Source organism: Streptomyces sp. NPDC050085 (assembly GCF_044460595.1).
GTDB lineage: Bacteria > Actinomycetota > Actinomycetes > Streptomycetales > Streptomycetaceae > Streptomyces.
Map to the genome: position 1 here is coordinate 455,312 of NZ_JBITJZ010000005.1, position 24,516 is coordinate 479,827.

At 71.7% G+C, this 24,516-nt stretch carries 22 protein-coding genes and 1 riboswitch; of the genes, 10 read left to right on the top strand and 12 right to left on the bottom strand.

The genetic code is table 11. The features are described 5' to 3' along the window. Positions 1-34 precede the first annotated feature (34 nt). From pknB to thiO, 4 genes are all read right to left on the bottom strand, one after another. On the bottom strand, positions 35-2,035 hold the full coding sequence (pknB, locus tag ACIBUY_RS21725) for a Stk1 family PASTA domain-containing Ser/Thr kinase (protein WP_399153372.1): 2,001 nt from the start codon (positions 2,033-2,035) through the stop codon (positions 35-37). An 83-nt stretch (positions 2,036-2,118) separates the two neighbouring features. Continuing rightward, positions 2,119-2,913: a thiazole synthase gene (locus ACIBUY_RS21730; RefSeq protein WP_365564460.1), complete on the bottom strand. Its 795-nt coding sequence runs from the start codon at positions 2,911-2,913 to the stop codon at positions 2,119-2,121. Positions 2,914-2,920: 7 nt separating this feature from the next. Continuing rightward, entirely contained in the window at positions 2,921-3,121 is a 201-nt protein-coding gene (thiS, locus tag ACIBUY_RS21735) for a sulfur carrier protein ThiS (protein WP_365564458.1), read from the bottom strand. Further along, entirely contained in the window at positions 3,118-4,293 is a 1,176-nt protein-coding gene (thiO, locus tag ACIBUY_RS21740; protein WP_365564456.1) for a glycine oxidase ThiO, read from the bottom strand. The genes thiS and thiO overlap by 4 nt, the downstream gene beginning before the upstream one ends. Next, positions 4,291-4,404: riboswitch (TPP riboswitch) on the bottom strand. It overlaps the preceding gene by 3 nt. 51 nt (positions 4,405-4,455) lie before the next feature. Here thiO and ACIBUY_RS21745 point away from each other — a divergent pair. The 7 genes from ACIBUY_RS21745 to ACIBUY_RS21775 all read left to right on the top strand — a co-directional run bounded on the left by ACIBUY_RS21745 (position 4,456) and on the right by ACIBUY_RS21775 (position 11,117). After that, a complete protein-coding gene (locus ACIBUY_RS21745; protein ID WP_399153373.1) occupies positions 4,456-4,818 on the top strand; it encodes a hypothetical protein in 363 nt (120 codons plus the stop codon). Between the two features lie 85 nt (positions 4,819-4,903). Continuing rightward, complete coding sequence (locus ACIBUY_RS21750) at positions 4,904-6,136, top strand: NAD(P)/FAD-dependent oxidoreductase (protein WP_399153374.1); 1,233 nt, start codon at positions 4,904-4,906, stop codon at positions 6,134-6,136. A 146-nt stretch (positions 6,137-6,282) separates the two neighbouring features. Further along, on the top strand, positions 6,283-7,989 hold the full coding sequence (locus ACIBUY_RS21755; RefSeq protein ID WP_399153375.1) for a peptide-N4-asparagine amidase: 1,707 nt from the start codon (positions 6,283-6,285) through the stop codon (positions 7,987-7,989). Positions 7,990-8,048: 59 nt separating this feature from the next. Next, positions 8,049-8,414, top strand: coding sequence for an Rv2175c family DNA-binding protein (locus ACIBUY_RS21760; RefSeq protein WP_365564449.1), 366 nt, complete (start codon positions 8,049-8,051; stop codon positions 8,412-8,414). 83 nt (positions 8,415-8,497) lie between these two features. Continuing rightward, the gene (gene thiE / locus ACIBUY_RS21765; RefSeq protein WP_399153376.1) at positions 8,498-9,145 is read left to right on the top strand and encodes a thiamine phosphate synthase; all 648 of its coding nucleotides are present in this window, start codon (positions 8,498-8,500) and stop codon (positions 9,143-9,145) included. 85 nt (positions 9,146-9,230) lie between these two features. Beyond that, on the top strand, positions 9,231-10,151 hold the full coding sequence (metF, locus tag ACIBUY_RS21770) for a methylenetetrahydrofolate reductase [NAD(P)H] (protein ID WP_365564446.1): 921 nt from the start codon (positions 9,231-9,233) through the stop codon (positions 10,149-10,151). A 45-nt stretch (positions 10,152-10,196) separates the two neighbouring features. Beyond that, positions 10,197-11,117: a hypothetical protein gene (locus ACIBUY_RS21775; RefSeq protein WP_365564444.1), complete on the top strand. Its 921-nt coding sequence runs from the start codon at positions 10,197-10,199 to the stop codon at positions 11,115-11,117. 19 nt (positions 11,118-11,136) lie between these two features. Here ACIBUY_RS21775 and ACIBUY_RS21780 read toward each other — a convergent pair whose 3' ends face one another. From ACIBUY_RS21780 to ACIBUY_RS21800, 5 genes are all read right to left on the bottom strand, one after another. Then, positions 11,137-12,633 (bottom strand): phytoene desaturase family protein, encoded by a 1,497-nt coding sequence (locus ACIBUY_RS21780; RefSeq protein ID WP_399153377.1) that lies wholly within the window; start codon positions 12,631-12,633, stop codon positions 11,137-11,139. Between the two features lie 43 nt (positions 12,634-12,676). Beyond that, complete coding sequence (locus ACIBUY_RS21785) at positions 12,677-13,288, bottom strand: DUF4126 domain-containing protein (RefSeq protein WP_399153378.1); 612 nt, start codon at positions 13,286-13,288, stop codon at positions 12,677-12,679. Between the two features lie 332 nt (positions 13,289-13,620). After that, on the bottom strand, positions 13,621-14,247 hold the full coding sequence (locus ACIBUY_RS21790) for a TetR/AcrR family transcriptional regulator (RefSeq protein WP_365564437.1): 627 nt from the start codon (positions 14,245-14,247) through the stop codon (positions 13,621-13,623). Positions 14,248-14,282: 35 nt separating this feature from the next. Further along, the gene (locus tag ACIBUY_RS21795) at positions 14,283-16,367 is read right to left on the bottom strand and encodes a YhgE/Pip family protein (RefSeq protein ID WP_399153379.1); all 2,085 of its coding nucleotides are present in this window, start codon (positions 16,365-16,367) and stop codon (positions 14,283-14,285) included. Then, the gene (locus tag ACIBUY_RS21800; RefSeq protein ID WP_365564433.1) at positions 16,339-17,100 is read right to left on the bottom strand and encodes an ATP-binding cassette domain-containing protein; all 762 of its coding nucleotides are present in this window, start codon (positions 17,098-17,100) and stop codon (positions 16,339-16,341) included. Before ACIBUY_RS21800 ends, ACIBUY_RS21795 begins: the two co-directional genes overlap by 29 nt. Before the next feature lie 160 nt (positions 17,101-17,260). On the opposite strand from ACIBUY_RS21800, the gene ACIBUY_RS21805 reads away from it, so the two are divergent. From ACIBUY_RS21805 to ACIBUY_RS21815, 3 genes are all read left to right on the top strand, one after another. Continuing rightward, positions 17,261-17,815, top strand: coding sequence for an SAV_6107 family HEPN domain-containing protein (locus ACIBUY_RS21805; RefSeq protein ID WP_399153380.1), 555 nt, complete (start codon positions 17,261-17,263; stop codon positions 17,813-17,815). 98 nt (positions 17,816-17,913) lie between these two features. Then, the gene (locus tag ACIBUY_RS21810) at positions 17,914-18,684 is read left to right on the top strand and encodes a methyltransferase (RefSeq protein WP_365564428.1); all 771 of its coding nucleotides are present in this window, start codon (positions 17,914-17,916) and stop codon (positions 18,682-18,684) included. Positions 18,685-18,959: 275 nt separating this feature from the next. Further along, the gene (locus tag ACIBUY_RS21815; protein ID WP_399153381.1) at positions 18,960-19,367 is read left to right on the top strand and encodes a DUF3040 domain-containing protein; all 408 of its coding nucleotides are present in this window, start codon (positions 18,960-18,962) and stop codon (positions 19,365-19,367) included. A gap of 205 nt (positions 19,368-19,572) precedes the next feature. Here the strand turns inward: ACIBUY_RS21815 and ACIBUY_RS21820 are convergent, their stop codons facing one another. From ACIBUY_RS21820 to ACIBUY_RS21830, 3 genes are read right to left on the bottom strand one after another with little or no spacing between them, the layout of a single operon-like run. After that, positions 19,573-21,993: a DUF3488 and transglutaminase-like domain-containing protein gene (locus ACIBUY_RS21820; RefSeq protein WP_365564424.1), complete on the bottom strand. Its 2,421-nt coding sequence runs from the start codon at positions 21,991-21,993 to the stop codon at positions 19,573-19,575. Further along, positions 21,990-23,378 carry a DUF58 domain-containing protein gene (locus tag ACIBUY_RS21825; protein ID WP_365564422.1) on the bottom strand — a complete coding sequence of 463 codons (1,389 nt, stop codon included), beginning with the start codon at positions 23,376-23,378 and terminating at the stop codon, positions 21,990-21,992. Before ACIBUY_RS21825 ends, ACIBUY_RS21820 begins: the two co-directional genes overlap by 4 nt. After that, complete coding sequence (locus ACIBUY_RS21830) at positions 23,378-24,418, bottom strand: MoxR family ATPase (protein WP_365564419.1); 1,041 nt, start codon at positions 24,416-24,418, stop codon at positions 23,378-23,380. Before ACIBUY_RS21830 ends, ACIBUY_RS21825 begins: the two co-directional genes overlap by 1 nt. Positions 24,419-24,516 lie beyond the last annotated feature (98 nt).

Here is a 24,516-nt window from a genome sequence, read left to right on the forward strand (position 1 = left end):
GTCATGGGCGTACCCGCAGTCCGGACGGCAGGTGCTAGCGAATGGTGATCTTGATCGTCGAGCCCTTGGGGGCCGTGTCGCCGCCGTCCACCGACTGGCTCTTGACCGTGTCGCCGAACAGGCCCAGCAGGCCCCGGTCCTCGTCGACCTCGAAACCGGCGTCCTCCAGCTTGGACTTCGCCTCGTCGACCTTCAGCCCCGTGACGTCCGGGACCTCGATCATCTCGGGGCCCTTGGAGATCGTCAGGGTCACCGTGTCGCCCTCGGCGAGCTGTCCGTCGCTGGGGGACTGCTCGGCGACATTGCCCTGGTCCTCCTCGGAGTTGACCCGCGTCGTGGCGATCTCCGGCTTGAGGCCCGCCTCCTCGAGCTCGGCGACGGCGTCCTGCTCGGACTCGCCCGTCACGTCCGGAACGTCGATCGGGGTGCCCTTGGAGACGACGAGCGCGACCGCGGAACCGGAGGCGCGGGTCGTGCCCGGATCCGGGTCCGTGCTGATCACCGAGTCCTTGGGGATGTCCTCGCTGAACGCCTTGGTGACCATGCCCGGTTCGAGCCCGCGGTTCTTGAGGTTGCTCTTCGCCGTGGCCAGGGGAGTGCCCTTGAGGTCGGGCACCTTGACGGTCTTGGGGCCCTTGGACACCGTGAGGTTCACCGTGCCGTTGTCCCGGATGCGGCTGTTCGCCTCCGGGTCGCTGTCCATGACCGTGCCGCGGTCGAAGGCGTCGCTGTACTTGTACGTCGTTCTGCCTGCCTGCAGACCTGCTTCGTGGAGGCGCTGCTCGGCCTGCTTCTCCGTCTTGTTGAGCAGGGACGGGACCTTCGTGAACTGGCCCGAGTTGATGTACCAGACGCCCGTGCCGACACCGAGGACCAGCAGGATCGCCGCGATGATCACGAACAGGCGGCGCCGCGGACGGCCGCCGGGGCCGGTGCGGGGCGGTGCGGGCGGGAGCGGCGGCGGGGTCTCGAGGCGACTCGTGCGGTTGAACCGGTCCTCCTGGTCCGCCCGGTTCGCCTGACCCACGGGGTTCGCCTGGTTCACTTGGTTCGCCCGGCTCTCGCGGCCGAAGAGCGGCTCGTCCGTGGGCAGCGGCATCTGCACCGCGCGCGGGATCACGCTCGTACGGTCGTCGGCGCCCGCGTGCTCCGTGTCCCGCGCCTGCGGCGGCACCGCGTCCAACTGCGCGTCGGTCAGCGCGGCGCGGGCCTCGCGGGTCTGGGCGAGCAGCGCCACGGCGTCGTGCGGGCGGACCTGCGGGGTCCGCGCGGTCGCCGACGCGACCAGCTCGTCGAGCTCGAAGGGCAGTCCGGGGACGGCGGCGGACGGCGGCGGCACGTCCTCGTTGAGGTGCTTGTAGAGGATCTGGGCCGGGGTGTCGCCGGAGTGCGGCTTGCCGCCGGTCAGCATCTCGAAGAGCACGACACCGCACGCGTACACGTCCACGGCGGGCGTCGCCGTGCCGTCCTCGACCTGCTCGGGCGCCAGGTACGAGACCGTGCCGAGGACCGATCCGGTGGTGTTCGTGACGGAGCCCACCGCGCGGACGAGACCGAAGTCGGCGACCTTCACCCGGCCGTCGTCCCCTATCAGCACGTTCTCCGGCTTCATGTCGCGGTGCACGAAGCCCGCGCGGTGCGCGGCGCCGAGCGCGGCGAGCACCGGCTCCAGGATGTCGAGTGCCGCGCGCGGCCGCAGCGCACCCCGGTCGCGCAGGACGTCGCGCAGGGTGCAGCCGGCGATGTACTCCATCGCCAGATAGACGTACGCGCCCTCGGCGCCCTGGTCGTAGACCGCCACCACGTTCGGATGCGAGAGGCGGGCGACCGACTTGGCCTCGCGGATGAAGCGGTCGACGAACGTGGCGTCGGCCGCCAGCGAGGGGTGCATCACCTTGAGCGCGAGCACGCGGTCGAGGCGGGTGTCCACGGCCCGGTAGACCGTGGCCATCCCGCCGACCGCGATGCGTGCGTCGATGCGGTACCGGCCGTCGAGCACGTGCCCGAGCAACGGGTCCTGAAGGGTCGTGTCCACGCAGGCGAGTGTACGAGGAGCGACTGACAGGCCCGGTCCCTGCTGCGGGACCGGACCCGTACTGCAGCAGAGCTGTGACCGTGTCAGAAGGCCGGTCGCTCCGGGTCGAGGTGGGCCCGTCCGTCCGTCGGCGAGGAGGCCTCGGCGAAGTGGCGCTTGGGGATGCGGCCCGCGCGGAACGCGAGCCGGCCGGCCTCCACCGCGTGCCGCATGCCCTCGGCCATGAGCACCGGCTCCTGCGCCCGGGTCACCGCCGAGGCGAGCATCACACCCGCACACCCCAGCTCCATCGCGAGCGCCACGTCGGAGGCGGTGCCCGCGCCCGCGTCCAGGATCACCGGCACGCGCGCGTGCTCGACGATCAGCTGGAAGTTGTGCGGGTTGCGGATGCCGAGCCCCGAGCCGATGGGGGAGCCGAGCGGCATGATCGCCGCGCAGCCCACGTCCTCCAGCTTGCGGGCCAGGACCGGGTCGTCGTTCGTATAAGGAAGCACCGTGAAACCGTCGTCGACCAGGGTCTCGGCGGCGTCCAGGAGTTCGATCGGGTCGGGCAGCAGTGTGCGCTCGTCCGCGATGACCTCGAGCTTGACCAGGTCGGTGCCGAGCGCCTCGCGCGCGAGACGGGCGGTGAGCACCGCTTCGCCCGCGGTGAAGCAGCCCGCCGTGTTCGGCAGTACCTGGATGCCCAGTTTTTCCAGCACGGACAGGACCGAGCCGTGTACCGACGCGTTCACGCGGCGCATCGCCACTGTGGTGAGTTCGGTGCCGGAGGCGGTCAGGGAGCGTTCCAGGATGTCGAGGCTCGGGGCGCCTCCCGTGCCCATGATCAGGCGCGAGGAGTACGTGGTGCCGCCGAGGACGAAAGCGTCGTCAGCCATGGATGAGTCAGCCTCCTTGTACTGCGGTGAGGACCTCGACGCGGTCTCCTTCGGAGAGCGCGGTGAGCGGCCACTGGGTGCGCGGGACGACGGTCTCGTTGAGGGCGGCGGCGACGCCGGAGTGCGCGGTCGTGAGCGTGGTGACGAGGGACTCGAGTGTGGTCTCGGACGTCACCGTGCGCGGCTCACCGTTGAGGGACACGTTCATGCGAGCTGCTCCAAGGAGGCGGCAGAGAATCGTTTCGGGGTGAACGGGCGTGCCTCTTCCGGCAGTTCACCCGTGGTCAGCGCGTGGGCCAGCACGTCGCCGGTGACCGGTGTGAGCAGCACGCCGTTGCGGTAGTGGCCGGTGGCCAGGAGGAGGCCGGGCAGGGTCGTCGGGCCGAGCATCGGGGCGTTGTCGGGGGAGCCGGGGCGCAGGCCCGCGCGGGTCTCGGTCAGCGGCAGTTCCGTGATGCCGGGCACGAGTTCGTGCGCGTCCCGCAGGAGTTCGTAGACGCCGCCCGCCGTGACCGTGGTGTCCCAGCCGAGCTCCTCGCTGGTGGCGCCCACGACGAGCTCGCCGTTGACGCGCGGCACCAGGTAGAGGTGGCTGCCGCGGACCACCGCGCGGACGGTGCGGCTGAGGAACGGCGCGTACCGCTCCGGCACGCTCAGGCGCAGGACCTGGCCCTTGACCGGGCGCACGGGAGGCAGGACCTCGTCCGGGACCCCGGCCAGCCGGCCGCTGAGGCTGCCCGCCGCGAGCACCACCTGGCCGGCCGCGAGTTCGGTGCCCCCCGCGAGGACGACACCGCACGCCCGGTCCCGTACGACACGGAGCCGCTCGGCCCGCGTCCGGCGGAAGACCACGCCCGCGCGCTCGCAGGCCGTCACGAGGGCGCTCGCGAGCCTTCTCGGGTCGATCTGGTGGTCACCGTCGACCCGCAGGCCCCCGCGCACGCCCGGTGCGAGCATCGGCTCCAGGCGGCGGCACTCACGGCCCGACAGCCACTCGGACTCGAGGCCCGACTTCCTTTGCAGCGCGTGCAGTTCACGCAGGTGCGCCCGGTCGTCCGCGTCGAGCGCGACCGCCAGCGTGCCGCACGCGCGGTAGCCGAGGTCCTGGCCTGTGGCCTCCGTCAGCTCGGCCGCGAACTGCGGATAGCGGCGCGCGGACTCGACGTTCAGGCCGAGCAATGTCTGCTCGCCGTAGTGCAGTTCGGTGACGGCGGCCAGCATGCCGGCCGCCACCTGGGCGGCCCCGCCGCCCGGCTCGGGATCCACGACCGCCACGGACAGACCGCGCTGCGCGGCACGCCATGCGGTGACGAGACCGATGATGCCGCCCCCGACGACCAGTACGTCGGTACGGGGCTCACCTTTTTGTGCGTAGGACATGGGTGTCAAGGCCCTCCCTTCGCCGGCATGACCCGGATCAGGTTCGTACGGTCGGAGGCCGCTCCAGCCTCCCTCTCAGCCCGCTGCGTACGGGCTCCCGCGAGTGCTTTACGTTGGCCACCCTAGCTCTTCGCCCCGACCCTCAGTAGGGAGCCTCCGCCCGTGGCCCGATCGCTCGACGGTCTCGTTCTCGCCCCTGTCGCCGACCAGGCTCCCGGTCAGGTGGGCACGCGTACCCGATTCGCCTACCACGAGGAGAACGGCAGGATCTGGGCCACCTATGAAGGCGGCGATGTCGTACAGGGGCACCTAGTAGGCACGCGCTTCGGCGACCGGCTCGACTTCCGCTACGTGCAGCTGAAGACCGACGGGACCACGTCGTCCGGGCACTGCGTCTCGGTCGTGTCCGAGTCGAGTGACGGCCGGGTGCGGCTCGACGAGACGTGGGAGTGGGAGTCGCAGACGGGCAGCGGAACCAGCGTGGTCGAGGAGATCACCTGCCCGCTTGACCGTCATGATCGATAAACCGGCGCTCCCTGTGCAGGACGTCACGGCGCCGGAGTGGTCCGCACCGCTGACTGACGCAAGATCAGGTGCCTATGGTGATCCCGTGAGCGAGCAGCGGAGCGGGAACGGGACACCAGTGGGGCAGCGGCGCGTCGTCATCGTCGGCGCGGGAATGGCCGGCGTGCAGACGGCCGTGGCCCTGCGCGAACAGGGCTTCACCGGCACCGTCACGCTGATCGGCGCGGAACCCCATCAGCCCTACGACCGGCCCCCGCTGTCCAAGGCCGTGCTGCTCGGCAAGGCCGAGGGATCCGCCTTCGACATCGACTTCGAGGCACTCGGCGTCACGCTGGAGCTGGGCCGCGAGGTGACCGGCCTGCGCCCCGGCGACCACGAGCTGGACACCGCGGCGGGGGCGGTCCCGTACGACGTCCTGGTCGTGGCCACCGGAGCCGAACCCATCCAGTTGCCGGGCGCCCAGGGCGTGCCCGGAGTGCATCTGCTGCGCACTCTCGACGACGCCGAGCGGCTGCGGCCCGTCCTCGCCGAACAGCACGACGTGGTGATCGTGGGGGCCGGCTGGATCGGCGCCGAGTTCACCACCGCCGCCCGCGACGCCGGCTGCCGGGTCACCGTCGTGGAGGCGGCCGAGCGGCCGCTGGCCGGGGCGCTGCCCGCCGAGATCGCCGCTCCCATGGCCGCCTGGTACGCGGACGCCGGGGCCCAACTGCGCACCCACGCGCGCGTGGAGCGGGTCGAGCCGGGCGTCGTGGTCCTGGACGACGGCACGCGGCTGCCCGCAGGAGCCGTCGTCGTGGGCATCGGCGCCCGCCCCGCCACCGGCTGGCTGGCCGGTTCGGGCATCGAACTGGGCGCCCACCGCGAAGTGCTGGCGGACGAGTGGCTGCGGACGTCCCTGCCCGACGTGTACGCCGTGGGCGACTGCTCGTCGTTCCCCTCGGCCCGCTACGGACAGCGCCTGATGGTCCACCACTGGGACAACGCGCTGCAGGGGCCGCGCGCGGTCGCCGCGAACATCGTGGGTGAGACACCGGTGGTGTACGACCCGGTGCCCTACTTCTGGTCCGAGCAGTTCGGCCGTTTCGTGCAGTACGTCGGCCACCACGACGCCGCCGACGCGACGGTGTGGCGCGGTGATCCGTCCGGTGCGTCCTGGTCGGTGTGCTGGCTGAAGGACGGCGCCCTGGTGGCGGTCCTCGCGGTCGGCAAGCCCCGCGACCTCGCGCAGGGGCGCCGCCTCATCGAGGCCGGAACCGTACTGGACGAGGGCCAACTGGCCGACCCCGCCCGGCCCTTGAAGTCCGCCGTCGCGTAACCGAAGTCCGGACTGCGCAGTCCGGATCGCACGGTCCGGATCGCGCGGTCCGGATTGCGGACCTCCTCTTGTGGGGCGGGGCGTAGTGGATGCACTGTGCACCCTTCAGTGCGTCCAACACCCCACCGCTCAACCGGAGGACATCCGTGCACTCCCGCAGACTCGGCACCGCCCTGTGCGGTGCCGCAGCGCTCGTCGGCGGCCTGTTCGCCGCCGCCCCCGCCCAGGCGGCGGACGCGCCGCAGCCCGGCTCGAACCCGGCCGTCTCGTACCAGGACCCCGTCGACGTGCTCCCGCCCGTCTCGCGCCCGGACACCAAGTCCTGCACCACCACGATCCAGCAGGACTTCGGCAACACCCTCGGGCAGCCCCCGTACGAGACCACGCTCGCCGCGCCCGCCGACTGCCGTGGCCCCTGGAACAAGGTCGTCCTGGACTGGTCGGGCAGCGTCAAGGGCCGCCAGTACGACCGTCTCGCGGGCGTCTTCCTGGGCGGCGCGGAGATCTTCCGCACCTCCACGCCCGAGCCCGACGACGACGGCATCACGTGGTCGGTCGCCAAGGACATCACGGAGTTCGCACCGCTCCTGAAGGACCCGCACAAGCTCCAGATCGAGCTGGGCAACGTTGTCAACGAGACGTACACCGGCACCTACAAGATGAAGCTTCAGGTCACCTACTACATGGCCGACAAGAAGCACCCCGCCGCCTCGACCGCCGACCAAGTAGTGCCACTTGGCAGCGACAGCACCGGCAGCGCCCCCTGGCTGAACGTCGACAAGGGCGGCACCGCCACCCGCGAAGTGACCCTGCCGCGCAACATCACGAACGCCCGCCTCCAGGTGTACGCGCGCGGCGGCGGCTGCGACGAGCAGTGGTTCGACGCCGTGCCCAGCGACCTCGCGGCCACCGCCCCCGACTACCTGTGCGGCGGCGGCCCCTACCGGGAGGTCCAGATCGCGGTCGACGGCGTCCCCGCGGGCCTCGCACAGCCTTACCCGGTCGTCTACTCCGGCGGCATCGTGCCCACGCTGTGGCGCCCCGTCCCGGCGATCGACCAGTTCAGGACCGAGGCGTACGACATCGACCTCACGCCCTTCGCCGGCCGGCTCTCGGACGGCAGGCCGCACCAGGTGAGCATCACCCCGTACGGGGCCAACGACGGCTGGATCGTGGACGGTTCGCTCTTCCTGGACACCGACGCGCACGCCGCCCGCACCACCGGCGAGGTCACCGCGAACACGCTCGGTCTCGCCCCGGACGTGACCACGAAGCAGACCGCGCGCACCGACGGCGGCACCGACGTCTCCGTGACGACGGGCCGCTCCTGGAAGATCTCCGGCTACGTGAACACCTCGCACGGCCGCGTGACCACCACGGTCGAGCAGGACTTCGGCTACAGCAGCACCGGCACCGTCTCGAAGACCGGCCAGGACCAGGTCGTCCACCAGCGCGACCACGGCACCACGACCGTCACCACGCGCGCGTGGGGCCACGAAACCGCGCAGCGGCACGCCTGGTCGTACCCCATCGACGTGGACATGAGCATCCCGCTGTACGGCGACTACAACAACTACGAGCTCCAGGCCGCCGTCACCCAGGGCCGCGTCCTCAAGGACAGCCACCGCAGCGGTTACGGGCGCTGGCACCTCGACGCCTTCACCGACGACCGGCTCGACGCCACCGGCGACCTCGCCCGCAAGGACGGTGCGGTCCAGCATGCGGACGGCACGTCTCACGAGACCTACCGTGGCACCACCGACACCGGAGCCTGCTACGCCCGCGACCTCACCACGGCCCACGGCTGGGTGACCGTGGACGAGCAGTCCTCGTGCCGTCAGCCGCGTCAATGAAGTGCCTGGTCAGGAGGGGCCGACTTCCGACTGTCAGTCCGGGATGGCACGCTTGTCGTGTGACCGAGATTGACGCAAAGATCGATGCTCTCGTCCCCGAGTGGCTGAACCTCCCCGACATCGCCGAGATGCTCGACGTCGAGGTGACGCGCGTACGGCAGCTGGTGAAGGAAGGCCAGCTGATCGCCGTGCGCCGCGGTGAGAACAGGGCACTGGCCGTGCCCGCCGCCTTCATCGACGGCGACAAGATCGTCAAGGGGCTCGTCGGCCTCCTGACGGTCCTGAGGGACGACGGCTTCAGCGACGAAGAGATGCTGGAGTGGCTCTTCACCCCCGACGCCACCCTGCCGGGCACGCCCGCGCAGGCCCTGAGCGAGAATCGCGGCACGGAGGTGAAGCGCCGCGCCCAGGCGCTCGCCGTCTGACCTGACACTGTCCGGTGTGCGCACCACGGAGTCCACGGACCCCGTGGTGCGCACGTCACCGCACCACCAACGGGGGGATTCCCATGGCCGACCCGAAGCGCGCGCAGCTCGCCGATGCCCGGCTCTACCTGTGCACCGACGCACGCAAGCGCCAGGGCGACCTGCCGGAGTTCCTCCACGCCGTGCTCGCCGGCGGCGTGGACATCGTGCAGCTGCGCGACAAGGGCATGGAGGCGGGCGAGGAGCTGGAGCACCTCGCGGTGTTCGCCGACGCGGCCCGCCGCCACGGCAAGCTCTTCGCGGTCAACGACCGGGCGGACGTCGCCCACGCGGCCGGCGCCGACGTGCTGCACCTGGGCCAGGGCGACCTGCCCGTCCCCGCGGCCCGCGCCGTCCTCGGCGAGGACGTCCTCATAGGCCGCTCCACGCACGCCGACGCGGAGGCCTCGGCCGCCGCCGTCCAGGAGGGCGTGGACTACTTCTGCACCGGCCCGTGCTGGCCCACCCCCACCAAGCCCGGGCGGCACGCCCCCGGACTCGACCTGGTGCGCCACACCGCGGCCCTCGGCACCGACCGCCCCTGGTTCGCCATCGGCGGCATCGATCTGGGGAACCTGGACGAGGTGCTGGACGCGGGCGCCCGCCGTGTCGTCGTCGTCCGCGCCCTCACGGAGGCCGACGATCCGGCCGCCGCGGCAGCCGAATTCGCCAAGCGCCTGCGGTCCCTGTGACCCCTGTGGCGCGTGCTGTTCGCTCGTCTGTCCGCAAGGTGGACGGGGATTAGGGGCTACCGGATTCCGTCAGTAACCTGCCCGTATGGCCCTTGGCACCGCTTCCACCAGGACTGATCGCGCCCGCACGGTGCGCGACATGCTCGCGACCGGCAAGACGACGTACTCGTTCGAGTTCTCCGCGCCGAAGACCCCGAAGGGCGAGCGCAACCTGTGGAACGCGCTGCGCAGGGTCGAGGCGGTGGCCCCCGACTTCGTCTCCGTGACGTACGGCGCCGGCGGCTCCACGCGCGCCGGCACCGTGAAGGAGACCCAGCAGATCGTCGCGGACACGACGCTGACGCCGGTCGCCCACATCACCGCCGTCGAGCACTCGGTCGCCGAACTGCGCAACATCATCGGGCAGTACGCCGACGCCGGGATCCGGAACATGCTCGCGGTCCGCGGTGACCCGCCCGGCGACCCGATGGGCGACTGGATCGCGCACCCGCAGGGCCTGACGTACGCGGCCGAACTCGTCGAACTGATCAAGGAATCGGGCGACTTCTGCGTCGGCGTCGCGGCCTTCCCCTCGATGCACCCGCGGTCCGCGGACTGGGATTCCGACGTACGGCACTTCGTCGACAAGTGCCGGGCGGGCGCGGACTACGCGATCACGCAGATGTTCTTCGACCCGGAGGAGTACCTGCGACTGCGCGACAAGGTCGCCGCGGCGGGCTGCGACACCCCGATTCTTCCGGAATGCATGCCGGTGACGAGTGTGCGCATGCTCGAACGCCTGCCCAAACTCAGCAACGCCGACTTCCCCCCGGCGCTGAAAGAGCGGATCCTCACAGCCAAAGACGATCCGGCCGCTGTACGCTCCATTGGCATCGAGTTCGCGACGGAGTTCTGCGCGAAGCTGCTTGACGAAGGTGTCCCGGGTCTGCACTTCATTACGCTCAACAACTCCACGGCGACGCTGGAAATCTACGAAAACCTGGGCCTGCACGACGTGCGGGCCTGATGGGCCGTACCCGCAAGGGGCTACGGCCGTACGAGAGGGGCGTACATGGGCTGGGCGGTCCTCTATGTCGCGTTCGGACTGGTGGCACTGTGGCTCCTCGGTGAGGTGCTGCTGCAGTACAAGGCGCGGCTGCGCTGGCGACTGCTCGCCTTCGTCGGCTTCCTGGGCGTGGTCCTCGGCGTCCTGATGCCCTCGGTGTACGTCATCGGGCTCGGCGCCATCGCCTTCGCGATCGGCCAGACGTACGTCACGCTGTCGTTCCGCCGTGGCTTCGCGGAGGGCTGGGCGCTCAAGGGCGGCCCCGGCGAGGACGCCGAAGGCAGCAGCGGCGCAGGCAGCAAGCGGCGCAAGAAGGCGGAGCCGGTCCACCGGGACCCGACCCTCGAGGTCTCGGACCTGGAGTACGCACAGGCGTCCCCGGACGCGTACGAGCAGGGGACCCAGCAGTTCGCGCAGGTCCCGGAGTCGGCGGCCGAGTCCACCGCGGTGTACGCGCCCGAGCCGATGCCCGACGACACCGGCCAGTACGGCATCTACAGCGAGTCGGCGTACGCCCAGGCGGGCCAGGGCGCGCAGGGCTACGGCTATGACACAGGGGCCACCGGGTCCTACGGCTACGACCAGCAGAACTATGGCTACGACACCGGTCAGCAGCCGTACGCCGCGCCCTACTCGGACCCGTACATCGGGACCCAGACGTACCCGGCGCAGCCCCAGTACGGCGACCCGTACGCCACCGGCCAGCAGCAGCAATACGCCGACCCGTACGCCAACGGCGCCGAGGGCTACGGCACGGACACCCCGCCCGGCGGCGTCTGGGTGCCGCAGCAGCGCAACGGCGACGAGCAGCACCAGCAGAACTACGGCGGTGAACTGCCGCCCGAGCAGGCCTACCCGGCGTATCCGCAGCACGACCCGAACACCGGGTACGACACGGGCTACAACGAGCAGCAGTACCGGTACTGAACCGCCCCCGCTCCGCGGCTCACTGCGAGCCGCGGAACTCCGGGCCCTCCACGATCAGGCCGGCCACCAGCGCACCCGACATGCCCGCGTGCGGGAGCCCGCCGCCCGGATGCGACCAGCCGCCGACCGCGAACAGGCCGGGCAGCTCCGTCGCGTTCGCCGGGTGCAGCAGTCTTCCCCGCGCGGCGGCCAGCGCGGGCGCGGGCACGGCTCCGCCCGCGGCCCCGGTCGCCTCGGCGATGTCCTGGGGCGTGCGCACCTCGTGCCACAGGAGGCGGTCACGGAGGCCGGGGACGGCACGCTCGGCCGCCGAGAGCACCGCCTCGACGTCGGCCTCGGCCACGCGCGCGTGAGGCGGCACGGTCACCGTGACGGTCACCGCCTCGTGGTCGGCGTCGGGCACCTGCGACGGATCGCCGGTCCGCAGCACCGCGGCCGTCGGTCTCGCGGGCCGCGGGCCGTCGCCGAACAGCCACGCCAACTCGGCGTCCCGGTCCGCCCCGTGCACCACCGTCCGATGCGGCGTGCCCTCGGGTCTGGCCCCGCGCAGCGCCAGATGCACGGTGAGCCGACTGGGCACCGCAGCTTCTGACTGGGCCGGCACCTCACCGCGTACGGCCCGCCCGGCAAGCAGCCCGTCGAGCACGCTCGGCGCGACTCCCGCCACCACGAACTCGGCGTCCTCGACACTCCCATCCATCAACTCGACGCCCGCCGCACGGCCGTCCTTCTCCACGATCCGGGTCACGGCCGCACCGAACCTGAACTCGACCTTCCGCTCCAGGCAGCGCGCGTACACGGCGTCCGCGAGCGCCCGCAGGCCGCCGCCGACCGCCCACGTCCCGAAGGTCTGCTCCATGTACGGCAGCACGGCCGCGCTCGCCGGTGCCGTACGGGGATCGAGCCCGGCCGCCACCGCGTACTGCTCCAGGAGCGCCACGAGGCGCGGGTCCCCGCCCAGCTCGAGCGTGCCGATCTCGGCCAGGGTCGTCGCCACGCGCTCCTTGCGCAGCAGGCGCTTGTGCGCCACGGCCGGGTACGGCTCGCGCTCGGCCAGCACCTGCCAGTTCGGCCACAGAGGCTCTTCGAGGAGGGGACGGCGGGAGCGGTCCCAGGCTTCCCTCGCCCGGTCCATGAACGCCGACCAGCGCGCGCCCGCGCCCGCGCCGACGGCCGTGTCCAGCGCCTCGGCGACACCCGCACGCCGCGCGTTCGGCAGGTCCGTCGTCGTGCCGTCCGCGAAGACGTGCCGCACGGCGGGCTCGACCTGGGTGAGGCCGACCAGGTCCTCCAGGGACTCCTTGCCCGTCTTGACGAACAGGTCCCGGTAGACCGCGGGCAGGTGGAGCAGGCCCGGGCCCGTGTCGAACGCGAAGCCGTCGCGCTCGATGCGGCCCACCGCCCCGCCGTACGCCGACGCGCGCTCGAAGACCACCGGTCGGTGGCCCGCGACGGCCAGCCGAGCGGCGGCCGCCATGGCGCCCATCCCCGCGCCGATCACCGCAATTCGTGCCATGCCAGGGACTGTATCGGCCGCCACTGACAACGCCGCTCGCAGGTCATGAGGGCGGTGGCGCCTCGCGGGCCAGCCGCTTCTCCTCGCGTCGCTGGGCCCGTCTGCGCAGGAACCGGCGGATGCGCCGGATCAGGAAGAACAGCAGCAGCAGGCCGAGGACGAGCAGCACCGCGGCGATGATCGCGGCCGCCTTCGGGTAGTACATCGCGAAGGCCATGATGCCGCCGACGCCGAGGTCCTCTGCGGTGCTCATCACGAAGTTCGACACCGGCTCGGGCGAGGTGTTGACCGCCATCCGGGTTCCGGCCTTCACGGTGTGACTGGCCAGGGCGGTGGAACCGCCGAGCGCGCCGGCCGCCAGATCGGACATGGACCCGCTCTGTCCCGCGAGCAGGGCCCCGACGACGGCACCCGACACCGGCCTGATCACCGTGTGCACCGTGTCCCACACCGAGTCCACGTACGGGATCTTGTCGGCGACGGCCTCGCACAGGAAGAGCACGGCGGCCACGATCAGGACGTCCGGACGCTGCAGCGACTCGGGGACCTCGTCGGTCAGCCCGGTCGCGCCGAAGACGCCGAGCAGCAGGACCACCGCGTACGCGTTGATGCCACTCGCCCAGCCACTGGTGAACACCAGGGGAAGTACGGACACGGACAAGATCGTAACCAGTAGGGAACTCTCCGTGCCTGGGGATGAGCACGCACGTCTGAGTATCCGTACCTAGATGGTGAGATGAGTAGGTACGCGGATGGGGCCCGACCTGCAAAGACGGAAGAGTGGAGTCCACGGAGAGGGGCGCGGCTCCGGTACCGCCGACACGGGGCGGCGGAACGGCTGCGCGGCGCCCTTGGCCGCTCCTCTCACCCAGCAGGGTGAGAGCGAGGCACGGGGGAACACGGGGGATGCGCCGGTCCGGTGAGGCCTGAGTACGACCACAGGCCTTGCCGGACCGGCGCTCCGTTTTCCGGGGGAGGGCTTGCCGGTCAGGCCCTGCCGGTCAGGGGCTGACCGCCGCCGACCCGCCCCTGAAGGAGCAGCGACAGCGCGCCGTGCACGTCGTCCAGGGACCGCTCCGGCTGGAACGCCTGCCAGTCCAGGGCGGCCACGAGGACCATGCCCACCAGCGCCGCGGCCGTCAGCGGCACGTCGATCTCCTCGCTCAGCTCACCGCTGTCCACGGCGCCGCGCAGCACGCCCTCGACGACGGCCACCGCCTCCTGGCGGACCACCGCCAACGTCGACTGCCAGGCGCGGTTGGTGCGCCACAGTTCCGCTACGTAGAGCTGCGTGAAGGCCGGGTACCGGTCGATGAAGACGAGCCCGGCGCGGATCATCGCGTCCAGGGCGTCGACCTTGCTGCCGCCGTTCTCGTCCGCCTTTTGTGCCGCCTCCCGGAGGGAGGCGGTGAGAAGCCCGACGCCGTGCCGCAGCAGCTCCTCGAAGAGGACCGACTTGCTGGCGAAGTTGTAGTAGACCGTGCCCTTCGCGACCCCGGCGCGCTCGGCGATCTCGTCGACCGTCGTCGCGGAGAAGCCCTGCTCCGCGATGAGCGTGACAGCGGCCTCGTAGAGCTTCTGCCGGGTGGCCTGGCGCCGTGTGCTGCTTTCCATGCCCCCGATTCTCACAGGCCGCCTCACGGGGGCGCTCACAGGCTCAGCTCGGGGTGCAGCCGGTCCAGGGTCCACACCTGCTTGCGCCGGGCCGTCAGGGCGGTCAGCGCCAGGGCGCCCGCCGTGAACGCCGCGAGCACCGCGCACGCCTGCCACACGGGACCGAGACCGCCGCCGGAGATCAGCCGCCGCAGGGCCTCGACGACGTAGCTCATCGGCAGGTACGGGTGGATCGCGTTGAAGAAGCCCGGGCTCGTCTGCACCGGATACGTGCCGCCCGCCGACGTCAGCTGCAGCATCAGGAAGGCGAGCACGAGGATGCGGCCCGCCGCCCCGAAGCGGGCGTTCAGCCACTGCACGATGGCCGCGAAGCACGCCGTGACCAGGCACAGGAAGCCGACGGTTCCGGCCGCGTGCAGCATCTGCAGCCCAAGTGCCCAGTGCAGTACGGACATCAGGGCCGCCACCTGGAGCAGGCCGAGGGCGGCGACCGGCAGCCAGCCCGCGAGGGCCACCCGCCAGGACGAGGCGCCGACCGCGAGGGCGCGGCGGTTCAGCGGCTGGATCAACATGTAGGCGACCATCGCGCCCACCCACAGGGACAGCGGAATGAAGTACGGGGCGAAGCCCGTCCCGTAGTTGGGCGCCTTGTGGAGCGACTGGGAGGCGAGCCGTACCGGGTCCGCCATCACCTCGGTGCGCTGATCGCGGTCGTTCTTGTCGTAGTCGGGGATCTTGGCGACGCCGTCGTGCAGCCCGCCCGCCAGCTTCCCCGAGCCGTCGGCCAGCTTGAACATGCCGCCATTGAGGTCGTTCGCGCCTGTCTTCAACTTGCCCACACCGGAGTCGAGTTCGGTGGAGCCGGTCGACGCCGTGCCGAGCCCTGTGTGCAGCTTCTGGGCGCCCGCCGCGACCTGGCCCGCGCCCCTGTTGAGCTTGTTGATCTGCGCGACCGCGTTCTCGACGTCCTTGTCGAGCGTCGGGGCGCGCTCGGCGAGCGCCTCCGACTGCTGCTGCAGCGTCTTCAGATGGCTGTCCATGAGGTTCAGGTCGCCGTGCTCGTCCTGGATGAGCGTGTTCAGGTCGTCGGAGACAGTGGCGACGTCCGCGGCCGCCGTGGCCGCCTTCTTCAGGTCCGTGCAGGCCGGGTCGTCGAGGAGCGCCTTCTCGCAGCGCCTCTCGTAGATCGCGGCCAGGATGTCGGATCCCGCGTGGGCACCCTTGCGCGCGGTGGGGGCGAGCTTCACGAGGTCGTCGAGGTTGTGCCGGATGCCCTTCGCGGAGTCGGCGACGAGCCGTGCCGTGTCGCCGATCTGCTTCTTGTTGCCCTTCAGGAAGGGCACCACCTGGTCGGCGGCGCCGTTCACCTTGTCGGCGAGCGACTGCGTACCGGCGGCGACCTGCTGGGACCCGGTCTCCAGGTCACCGGCCCCCTTGTCGAGCTTCTTCAGGCCGCTCGACAGGTCGCCGCTGCCCTTCTTGGCGTCCTTCAGGCCGTCGGCCAGGTCCTTCGAACCCTTCTTGGCCTTGCCGATGCCGCCTTCGAGCTCGTCCGCTCCCTGCGCCGCCTTCTTGGTCGCGTCATGGATGTCGGAGAAGGAGATGAAGATCTTGTCGAGGAAGGACCGCGACGCGTTCGTGGACGCCGCGGAGCGCACCTCGGAGAAGACCGTCCGCGAGATCTGGCCGACGATGTAGTTGTTCGCGTCGTTCGTACGCACCTGAAGAGCGCCGGTCTCGGGGGAGTTCCCGGAACTGGACGCGATGCGCGCACTGAAGTCCTCCGGCATGGTCAGCGACAGGTAGTACGTGCCGTCCTCCACGCCCTGTGCGGCCTGCGCCGCGCTGACCTCGTGCCACTGGAAGGTGTCGCTGTCGTACAGCCCCTTCGTGATGTCGTCGCCCGCGGTGACCTTCTTGCCTGCGGCGCTCGCCCCCCGGTCGTCGTTGACGAGTGCCACGGGGATCTTGTCGAGCCGCCCGTAGGGATCCCAGAAGGACCACAGGTACAGCGCCCCGTAGAGCAGCGGCAGCAGCAGTAGTGCGACGAGCGCGGCGCGCGGCAGCTTGCCCCTGCCGAAGCGCCTGAGCTCAAGCGCGGCCAGCTTCGGCGAGCGCATCGGCCGTCTCCTTCTCGGTGGTGGCATCAGCCGGCGTGGCAGTGGTCCGTACGACGACGGCGTCGTCCGGTGCCTCGCTGCACACGGCGACGACGGTGGTGCCGGACGCGGCGATCGTCCTCAACTGGTCCCAGACATCGGCCCGTTCGGCGTCCGAGAGCTTCAGGTCGGTGTCGTCGACGCCGATCAGCCGGGGCCGGCCGATGAGGGCGAGGGCCAGGGACAGGCGCAGCGCCTCGACGCGCTCCAGGTCGCGCACGGCCGTCCGGGAACCCTTCGGGAGGGCCTCGCGGTCGAGCCCCGCGGCGGCCAGCGCCGCGTCGATCCGCAGCCTCGCCTCGGTCACCCGCTCCGTGCGGGTGCGCAGCAGCCCGCGCAGGGAGCCGTCGAACCGGCGCTGCAACAGCGCCCGTTCCCGCAGGTGCTCGGCCACGGTGAGTGCCGGATCGAGGTCGGTCACCCCGGGCACGTGCGCGAGTGCGCTCACCCGGCGTACGGCGGCCATCTGCTTCGGCAGCCGGAACGCGCCGACCGCCGCGGTCCCCTCGCTGGAGCGCATCCGGCCCGTCAGCGCGAGCAGCAGACAGGTGCGGCCACTGCCGGAGGGCCCCTCGACCGCGACGAGCGAGCCGGGCGCCGCCTCGATGTCGACGCCGCGGAACGCCCAGCCGCGCGGGCCCTTCACCCCGAACCCCGCGGCGCGCACGCCCGCTCCGCCCTCCGGACCGACCATGGTCCCCCCTCGACACCTTTTGAACTGACTGGTCAGTGCAAAAGTTAGCCCGAACCTTCGATCGAAGCAAAAGCCCAGGTCAGAGCCGATTGTCAGTGGCGTACCCCACGATGGGCACATACGGCCACTGCGCCGTCACACAGACGACAGGAGGTTCGTCATGGCCAGGTACCCCGCAGCCGCCGCACGCCGCCGCGCCACCACCGGCCCTGCCCCCTCACTGACCGGACCATCGAACGACGTCCACCCGGTGCTGCGCCGATCGAGCGCCCCGCCCGCCGCCCTCGATCTGCTTGCCCAGGCCCGCGCCGGACTCGACGAGGCGGGCGTCCTCGAAACGGCCAACGAGCGGTATGCGACCGCCCATCTCGCCGCCCTGCGCACCGCCGCGGCCGTCCTCGCCGCGCGCGGCCGTCCCGAACCGACGCCCAAGCGCCGCGCCCGGATCCGGAGCGCCTGGGAAGTGCTCCCGGAGATAGCGCCCGAACTGGCGGAGTGGAGCGCCCTGTTCGCTGCCGGAGCCACCCGCAGGGCGCGCGCGGAAGCGGGCATACGCGGCGCGGCCAGCGCCCGCGACGCCGACGACCTGCTGCGCGACGTGGCGATGTTCCTGCGCCTGGTCGAGCGCATGCTCGTCCTGCAGCCGGTGCTGCCCCAGCCGCGCCAGGAGGACGACGAGCGCACCGCCGACAGGGGGGTGCCCGACGCGGGGTGACCGGCGATCGGGGTGGCGTACGCGGATGGCATGGCGGCCCGGCCGCGCCCATTAGGGTGGAGTCGCCCGAACCTGTTCACGCCGAGGAGCCAGCTGCCGTGTCGGACCCGTCCCGCCCTCGAGCCTCTCTCCGTACAGCCGTGGTCTGGGAGGTCGTGAAGGACGCCCTCGACCGTCGCGCCAAAGCCGCGGGGAGCCAGGCGCTGGACGTCCTCGACACCGGAGGCGGCAGCGGCAACTTCGCGGTGCCGGTCGCCCGTCTCGGCCACCACGTCACGGTCGTGGACCCCAGCCCGAACGCGCTGTTCGCGCTCGAGCGCCGCGCCGCCGAGGCCGGAGTGGCCGACCGGGTGCGCGGCGTCCAGGGCGACATCTCCGGACTGTTCGACGTGGTCGAGCGGGACGGCTACGACGCGGTGCTGTGCCACGGCGTCCTCGAGTACGTGGAGGAGCCGGCGGAGGGCGTGCGCAACGCGGTGGGCGCGCTGCGCTCCGGCGGCGTGCTCAGCCTGCTCGCGGCGGGCCTCGGCGGCGCCGTCCTCGCCCGGGCGCTCGCGGGTCACTTCAAGGAGGCACGGCAGGCGCTCGACGATCCGGCCGGACGCTGGGGCGACGGCGACCCCGTACCGCGCCGTTTCACCGCCGAGCAGCTCTCCCAGCTGGTCGGTGACGCGGGCGTGGACGTCGGCGCGGTGCACGGGGTGCGGGTCTTCGCCGACCTCGTTCCCGGCGTCCTCGTCGACACCGAACCCGGCGCCTTCCAGGAGCTCCTGAAGCTGGAGGCCGCCGCCGCCGAGCAGCCCGCGTTCCACGCCGTGGCGACGCAACTGCACGTGCTGGGGGAGAAGCGAGCGGTCGACGGGACCTGAGCGACTCCCGTGAGCCGCCGCTGATCAGCGACGCAGCGGCAGATGGAGTACGCCACAGGCCCCCCGATCGGGCGCCGGTCGCCGTATGATCGGGGTAGACCGTCCGGCATGACGGGTCGGCCACCGGGGAATGACGCCTCAGTGAGCCGGAGCGGCGTGACGCGGTCCGGAATGGTGAAGTTGGCGTAGAGGGGCGGGTTTCACGGGGGCGATTCCCTGCCTATCCTGAAGGGGACCCCCGGTCGCCCCGGCGACTGCACGATGAGGAGGACTCCGTGCCGCTCTCGGAGCACGAGCAGCGAATGCTCGAGCAGATGGAGCGAGCGCTGTACGCCGAAGATCCCAAGTTCGCGACAGCGCTTGAGGGAAGCGGGCTGCGTACGTACACCCGACGTCGGGTCTACCAGGCAGTCGCGGGCTTCCTGGTGGGTATCGCGCTCCTCATGGCAGGAATGGTCGCGCAGCAGATCTGGATCAGCGTGGTGGGATTCCTCGTCATGCTGGGCTGTGCGGTGCTCGCCGTCACCGGTTGGCGCAAGGCTCCCAAGCCGGGCGAACAGCCGGCGGGCGCGGTGCCCGGTGCGTCTGCCGCCCGACGGCAGAGCAAGCCGAAGCGCTCGATGATGGACCGGATCGAGCAGCGCTGGCAGCGTCGCCGTGACGAGCAGGGCGGCGGCCGCTGACGCAGTCCACACGTACGTGAAGGGTGACCACCTGAGGTGGTCACCCTTTGTGCGTAGAGACACCGTCTTGTGCGTAGAGACACCGTCGGCATGGAGCACTGACTACTGAGTATTGAGCACTGAGCGGCGTCGGCGCGTGCTCCGAGAACGGACGAAGGCTCCGGCCGCCTCAGCGGTGGCCGGAGCCTTCATCGACGTACGGGACTCAACTCTCCTGGCTCGACGGGCGGGAGCGGGACGACCGGTCGAGCAACGACGACCAGCGGGCCCGCAGCCGCACCGTGAACGACTCCCAGCGCTGCGACGCCGCCCACACCACCCGGATGGCCGAGCGCGGCGCGAGCGTCGCGCGCAGCCGGGTCGTGCGGCCGGCCTTCGCGCGCAGGCCGTCGTACAGGTGGCGCACGTCCTCGCCCAGGCCCGAGGCGGGCGCGGGCCGTGGCGCGTACAGCACCTGCTCCACCGCTGCCGCCACCCGGTGCACGGCATCGGCGGCCGGTGGATCGAGCTGCCCGATCCGCACGATGCGGGCCGCCGCCTTGCGCGGGGTCTGTGAGTCGTCCGGCGCGATGCCGTGGTCCCACGCCGTGTCGGTGACCTCGCGCCAGGCCGCCAGGGTGCGCGCGGTGGCATCGGCGTCCGTACGACCGGAGGAACCGAGCCGCACCGCCCGCAGCCGCTTGCGCCACAGCATCGGCAGCAGAGGCACCACGAGGACCAGCAGGGCAGCCAGCGTCACCAGCAGGATCGTGCCGATCGGCGGGCCGTCGTCCGTCGAGCCGGTGACGAGCGCCGGAGCGGCGCTGCCGCAGGCGCCCTCCTTGCGCTGTGCCGCCGAGCAGCTCTCCGAGGCGGAGGGCTGGGCGGCCGAGGGAGCCGCGGAGGCGGACGTGCTCGGCGCCGCCGGGTCGCTCGAGCTGTCGCTCGGGGTGGTGTCCTGCGTGTACGACGGGGTCGTGCCACGCGTCGGCGTCGGCTCGAAGCGGGTCCAGCCCACGCCCTCGAAGTACAGCTCCGGCCAGGCGTGCGCGTCCCGCAGGCCCACCGCGTAACTGCCGTCGCCCGCGGGCGAGCCCGGGGTGAAGCCGACCGCGACGCGCGCCGGGATGCCGAGGCTCCGGGCCATCGCCGCCATCGAGAAGGAGAAGTGGACGCAGAAGCCCCGCTTCTGCTTCAGGAAGCGCGCGATGGCGGCGGAACCGCTGCCGGCCTGCACCTCAGTGTCGTACGAGAAGCCGCCGTTGACCGCGAAGTAGTCCTGGAGCTTGACCGCCCGCTCGTAGTTGTTCGCCGCGCCGGCCGTGACCCTGCGCGCGGTCGAGCGCACCACCTCGGGCAGCGACTCGGGGACCTTCGTGAACTCGCGGAGCATGTCGGCCGGCGGCTGTCCCGCGTTGGCCAGCTGCTGTGCCGTCGGCTGCACGAGCAGGCTCTTGACGGTGTACGACTTGCCGCGCGTCGTCTGCCCGTGATCGCCGACCAGGGTGCGGCCGACCTGTTCGAACCGCCAGCGTCCGTTGATCGACACGTTCGTCGCGGGGTACGGCATCGGCAGCCAGTCCTGCGCGTACCAGTCCGCTGCCGAGATCCGGGTGGTGACCTCGGTCCTGCCGACGTCGGCGCCGAGCCCGGGCGGACTCGGCAGCGGGGAGGGCACATCGGTGATGCTGCGCACCGAGGGGCGCCAGGTGGTGCCGTCGAACTCGTCGAGCGCCACGATCCGCAGGTACATGTCGGTGGTCTGGTCGGTGTTCGTCTTGTACGACATCACCGTCCGGTCCTCCGGCTGGTTCAGGCTGTTCTGCAGCGAGACCAGGGGGTTGATCGCGGAGATGGTGCCGCCACCGCCCGACCCGTTGCCCACGCCCGTGCCGGAGGGGCCGAGCAGGCCGTCGTTCAGGGCGGGCAGGGCGAGCGGCACGACGAGGGCGATGCCCAGCGCGAGGACGCCGATGCGGCGGCCGGTGCGGACCGGGGCGACCGCGCCGCCCGGACCGTCCTGGCGCTGCATCCCGCCGGGGGCGCGCCCGGTGCCACCGAAGACCCGGCCCCACTGCGAGAGGCGGTCCCGGCTCTCGGCGAGGAGCAGCAGCAGATAGCCGCCGGCCGCCAGCAGGAACCACAGCCAGTCGGTGCCGCCGTCGGACAGCCCCGCGGCGACCGAGTACAGGGCGAGCAGCGGCAGTCCGGCCGGGGCCGCGCTGCGGAACGTCACGGCGAGCGCGTCCACCGCGAGGCCGATCACCAGCGCGCCGCCGACCAGCATCAGCCGGATGCCGTCGGACAGCGGCGCCGGGATCATGTACCGGCCGACGTCGTCACCGCCCGCTTGCAGCAGCACCCCGAAGTGCCGGAAGGCCTCGGGACCCGGGATCACCGCGCCCAGCGCCTGCTGGTTCGCGAAGACGAGGGTGAGCAGCAGCAGGGAGACCACGGCCTGCGCCGCGATCGTCAGCGGCCGCGCCAGCGGGATCCGGCGGGCCGCGGCGCCCACCGCCGCCTGGATCACCAGCAGGATGGCCGCCTGGAGGATCCACGAGGACTTGTCGACCAACGGGAGCAGCGAGCACGAGGCCAGGAACGTGGCCAGCGTCGCGCAGATCGACAGACGGGCACCGCCGCTCATGACCAACCCCCCGCGCCGCTGTGCGGGGCCGACACGGTGCCGGAACGCTCCCGGTCCGCCTGCCGCCACACCTCTGTCATCGCGGCGCCCGGTGGTACGGCCACCGCCGTCCAGCCCGCTTCCTGCAGCATGCGCAGCCGCTCCGCGCACTGCTGCGAGAGCGGCGCCCCCGGACCGTGGATCCAGGAGGCGCTGTCCAGCACGAAGGCGACGGCGCCGCCGCTGCGCTGGCGCATCTTGGCGGCCACCGCCGCCTGCTCCTCGTCGAGGTCGCCGAAGAAGGCCACCAGTAGTCCCTCGTTCCCGCTGCGCAGCACGTCGTACGCGGCCGAGAGCGTGTACGTGTCGGAGTGGTCGACGACTGCGAGCGTGTCCATCATCAGGCCCGCCGCGTCCGCCGACTCCTGGCTGGCGCCCGCGAAACCGTCCGTGCCCTCGCCCGGCACCGCGCTGCCCGTGTCCGTCAACAGACGGACGGAGAAGCCCCGTTCGAGCATGTGCACCAGGGCGGAGGCCGTCCCGGACACCGCCCATTCGAAGGCCGAGTCGGGGCCCGCGCCCTGATAGGCGGGGCCGCGCGTGTCGAGCAGCACCGTGCAGCGGGCCCGCTGCGGCTGCTCCTCGCGGCGCACCATCAACTCGCCGTAGCGCGCGGTCGAGCGCCAGTGGACGCGGCGCAGATCGTCGCCGTAGCGGTACCCGCGCGGGATCACGTCGTCCTCGCCGGCCAGCGCGAGCGACCGCTGCCGCCCGTCGCCGTACCCCTTGGCCTCACCGGAGAGCCGCACCGCGGGCAACGGCTCCACGCGCGGGATCACCGTCAGGGTGTCGTACGTCGAGAAGGACCGGGTCAGTTCACACATGCCGAACGGGTCCGTGAGCCGCAGCTGCAGCGGGCCCAGCGGATAGCGGCCGCGCAGGTCCGAGCGGACCCGGTAGGACACCTCGCGGCGGCCGCCCGCCTCGACCCGGTCGAGGACGAAGCGGGGGCGCGGCCCGAGCACGTACGGCACGCGGTCCTGGAGCATCAGCAGGCCGGTCGGCAGCCGCGAGATGTTGTCCATCCGCAGGTGCACGCGCGCCTCCGAACCGGCGGGCACGCGCGCGGGGGAGAGGCGGCGGCTGCCCGCGACCCGGTAGCGCGTGCGGTACAGGACGGCCGCGCACACCAGCGGAAGCACCGCGAGCAGCAGCCCGACCCGGAGCAGATCGCTCTGCCCCAGGACGTAAGCGCAGACGGCCGCGGCGACACCCGCGGCCAGGAACGAGCGGCCGCGCGTGGTCAGGCCGGCGAGCGCGGTCCGCAGGCCGCTCTTGTCGCCCTTGTCGTCAGCCGTGCCGTCCCCGCCCCCGGAGTCCGCCCCGTAGTACCCCCCAGCCGCCATCACATACCCCGCGTGCCGGGCGGCTGCTGGCCGTACATCGGAGGCGCCGACGGGTAACTCTGGGGCGCGCGCGGCTCGGCGGCCGGGACCGGGGTGCGCTGCAGGATGTCGAGGACGACCTGCTCGGCCGTGCGCCGGTTCAACTGAGCCTGAGCGGTGGGCAGCAGACGGTGCGCCAGGACCGCGACGGCCAGCGCCTGGATGTCGTCCGGCAGTGCGTACTCACGACCGCTGAGGGCCGCCGAGGCCTTGGCCGCCCGCAGCAGGTGCAGCGTCGCGCGCGGGGACGCACCGAGTCTGAGGTCCGGGTGCGTGCGCGTGGCGGCCACCAGGTCGACCGCGTAGCGCCGTACGGCGTCGGCGACGTGGACCGTGCGCACCGCCTCGACCAGCTTCACGATGTCGTGCGCGTGCGCCACCGGCTGCAGGTCGTCCAGGGGCGAGACACCGCCGTGGACGTCCAGCATCTGCAGCTCGGCCTCCGGGTTCGGATAGCCGATGGACACGCGCGCCATGAAGCGGTCGCGCTGGGCCTCGGGCAGCGGGTACGTGCCCTCCATCTCGACCGGGTTCTGCGTCGCCACCACCATGAAGGGGCTGGGCAGTTCGTAGGTCTGCCCGTCGATGGTGACCTGGCGCTCCTCCATGGACTCGAGCAGCGCCGACTGCGTCTTCGGAGACGCGCGGTTGATCTCGTCGCCGATCACGATCTGCGCGAAGATCGCCCCCGGCTTGAACTCGAAGTCCCGACGCTGCTGGTCCCAGATGGACACACCGGTGATGTCCGACGGCAGCAGGTCGGGCGTGAACTGGATGCGGCGCACCGAGCAGTCGATGGACCGCGCCAGCGCCTTCGCGAGCATCGTCTTGCCGACGCCCGGTACATCCTCGATGAGCAGGTGCCCCTCAGCGAGCAGCACTGTCAGCGAAAGCCGTACGACCTCCGGCTTGCCCTCGATCACACCCTCCACCGACCTGCGCACACGCTCCGCAGTGGTGGTCAGATCAGTGAGGCTCGCTCGATCGTCATAGGTCGTCACCCGGCCCTCCTCGGCCCGTACTTTCCGGGCCGACGCTCTGTGACGCGGACCGGCCCACCCCGAAACACGGACACCACGCGCGAAAAGTTCCATCGATC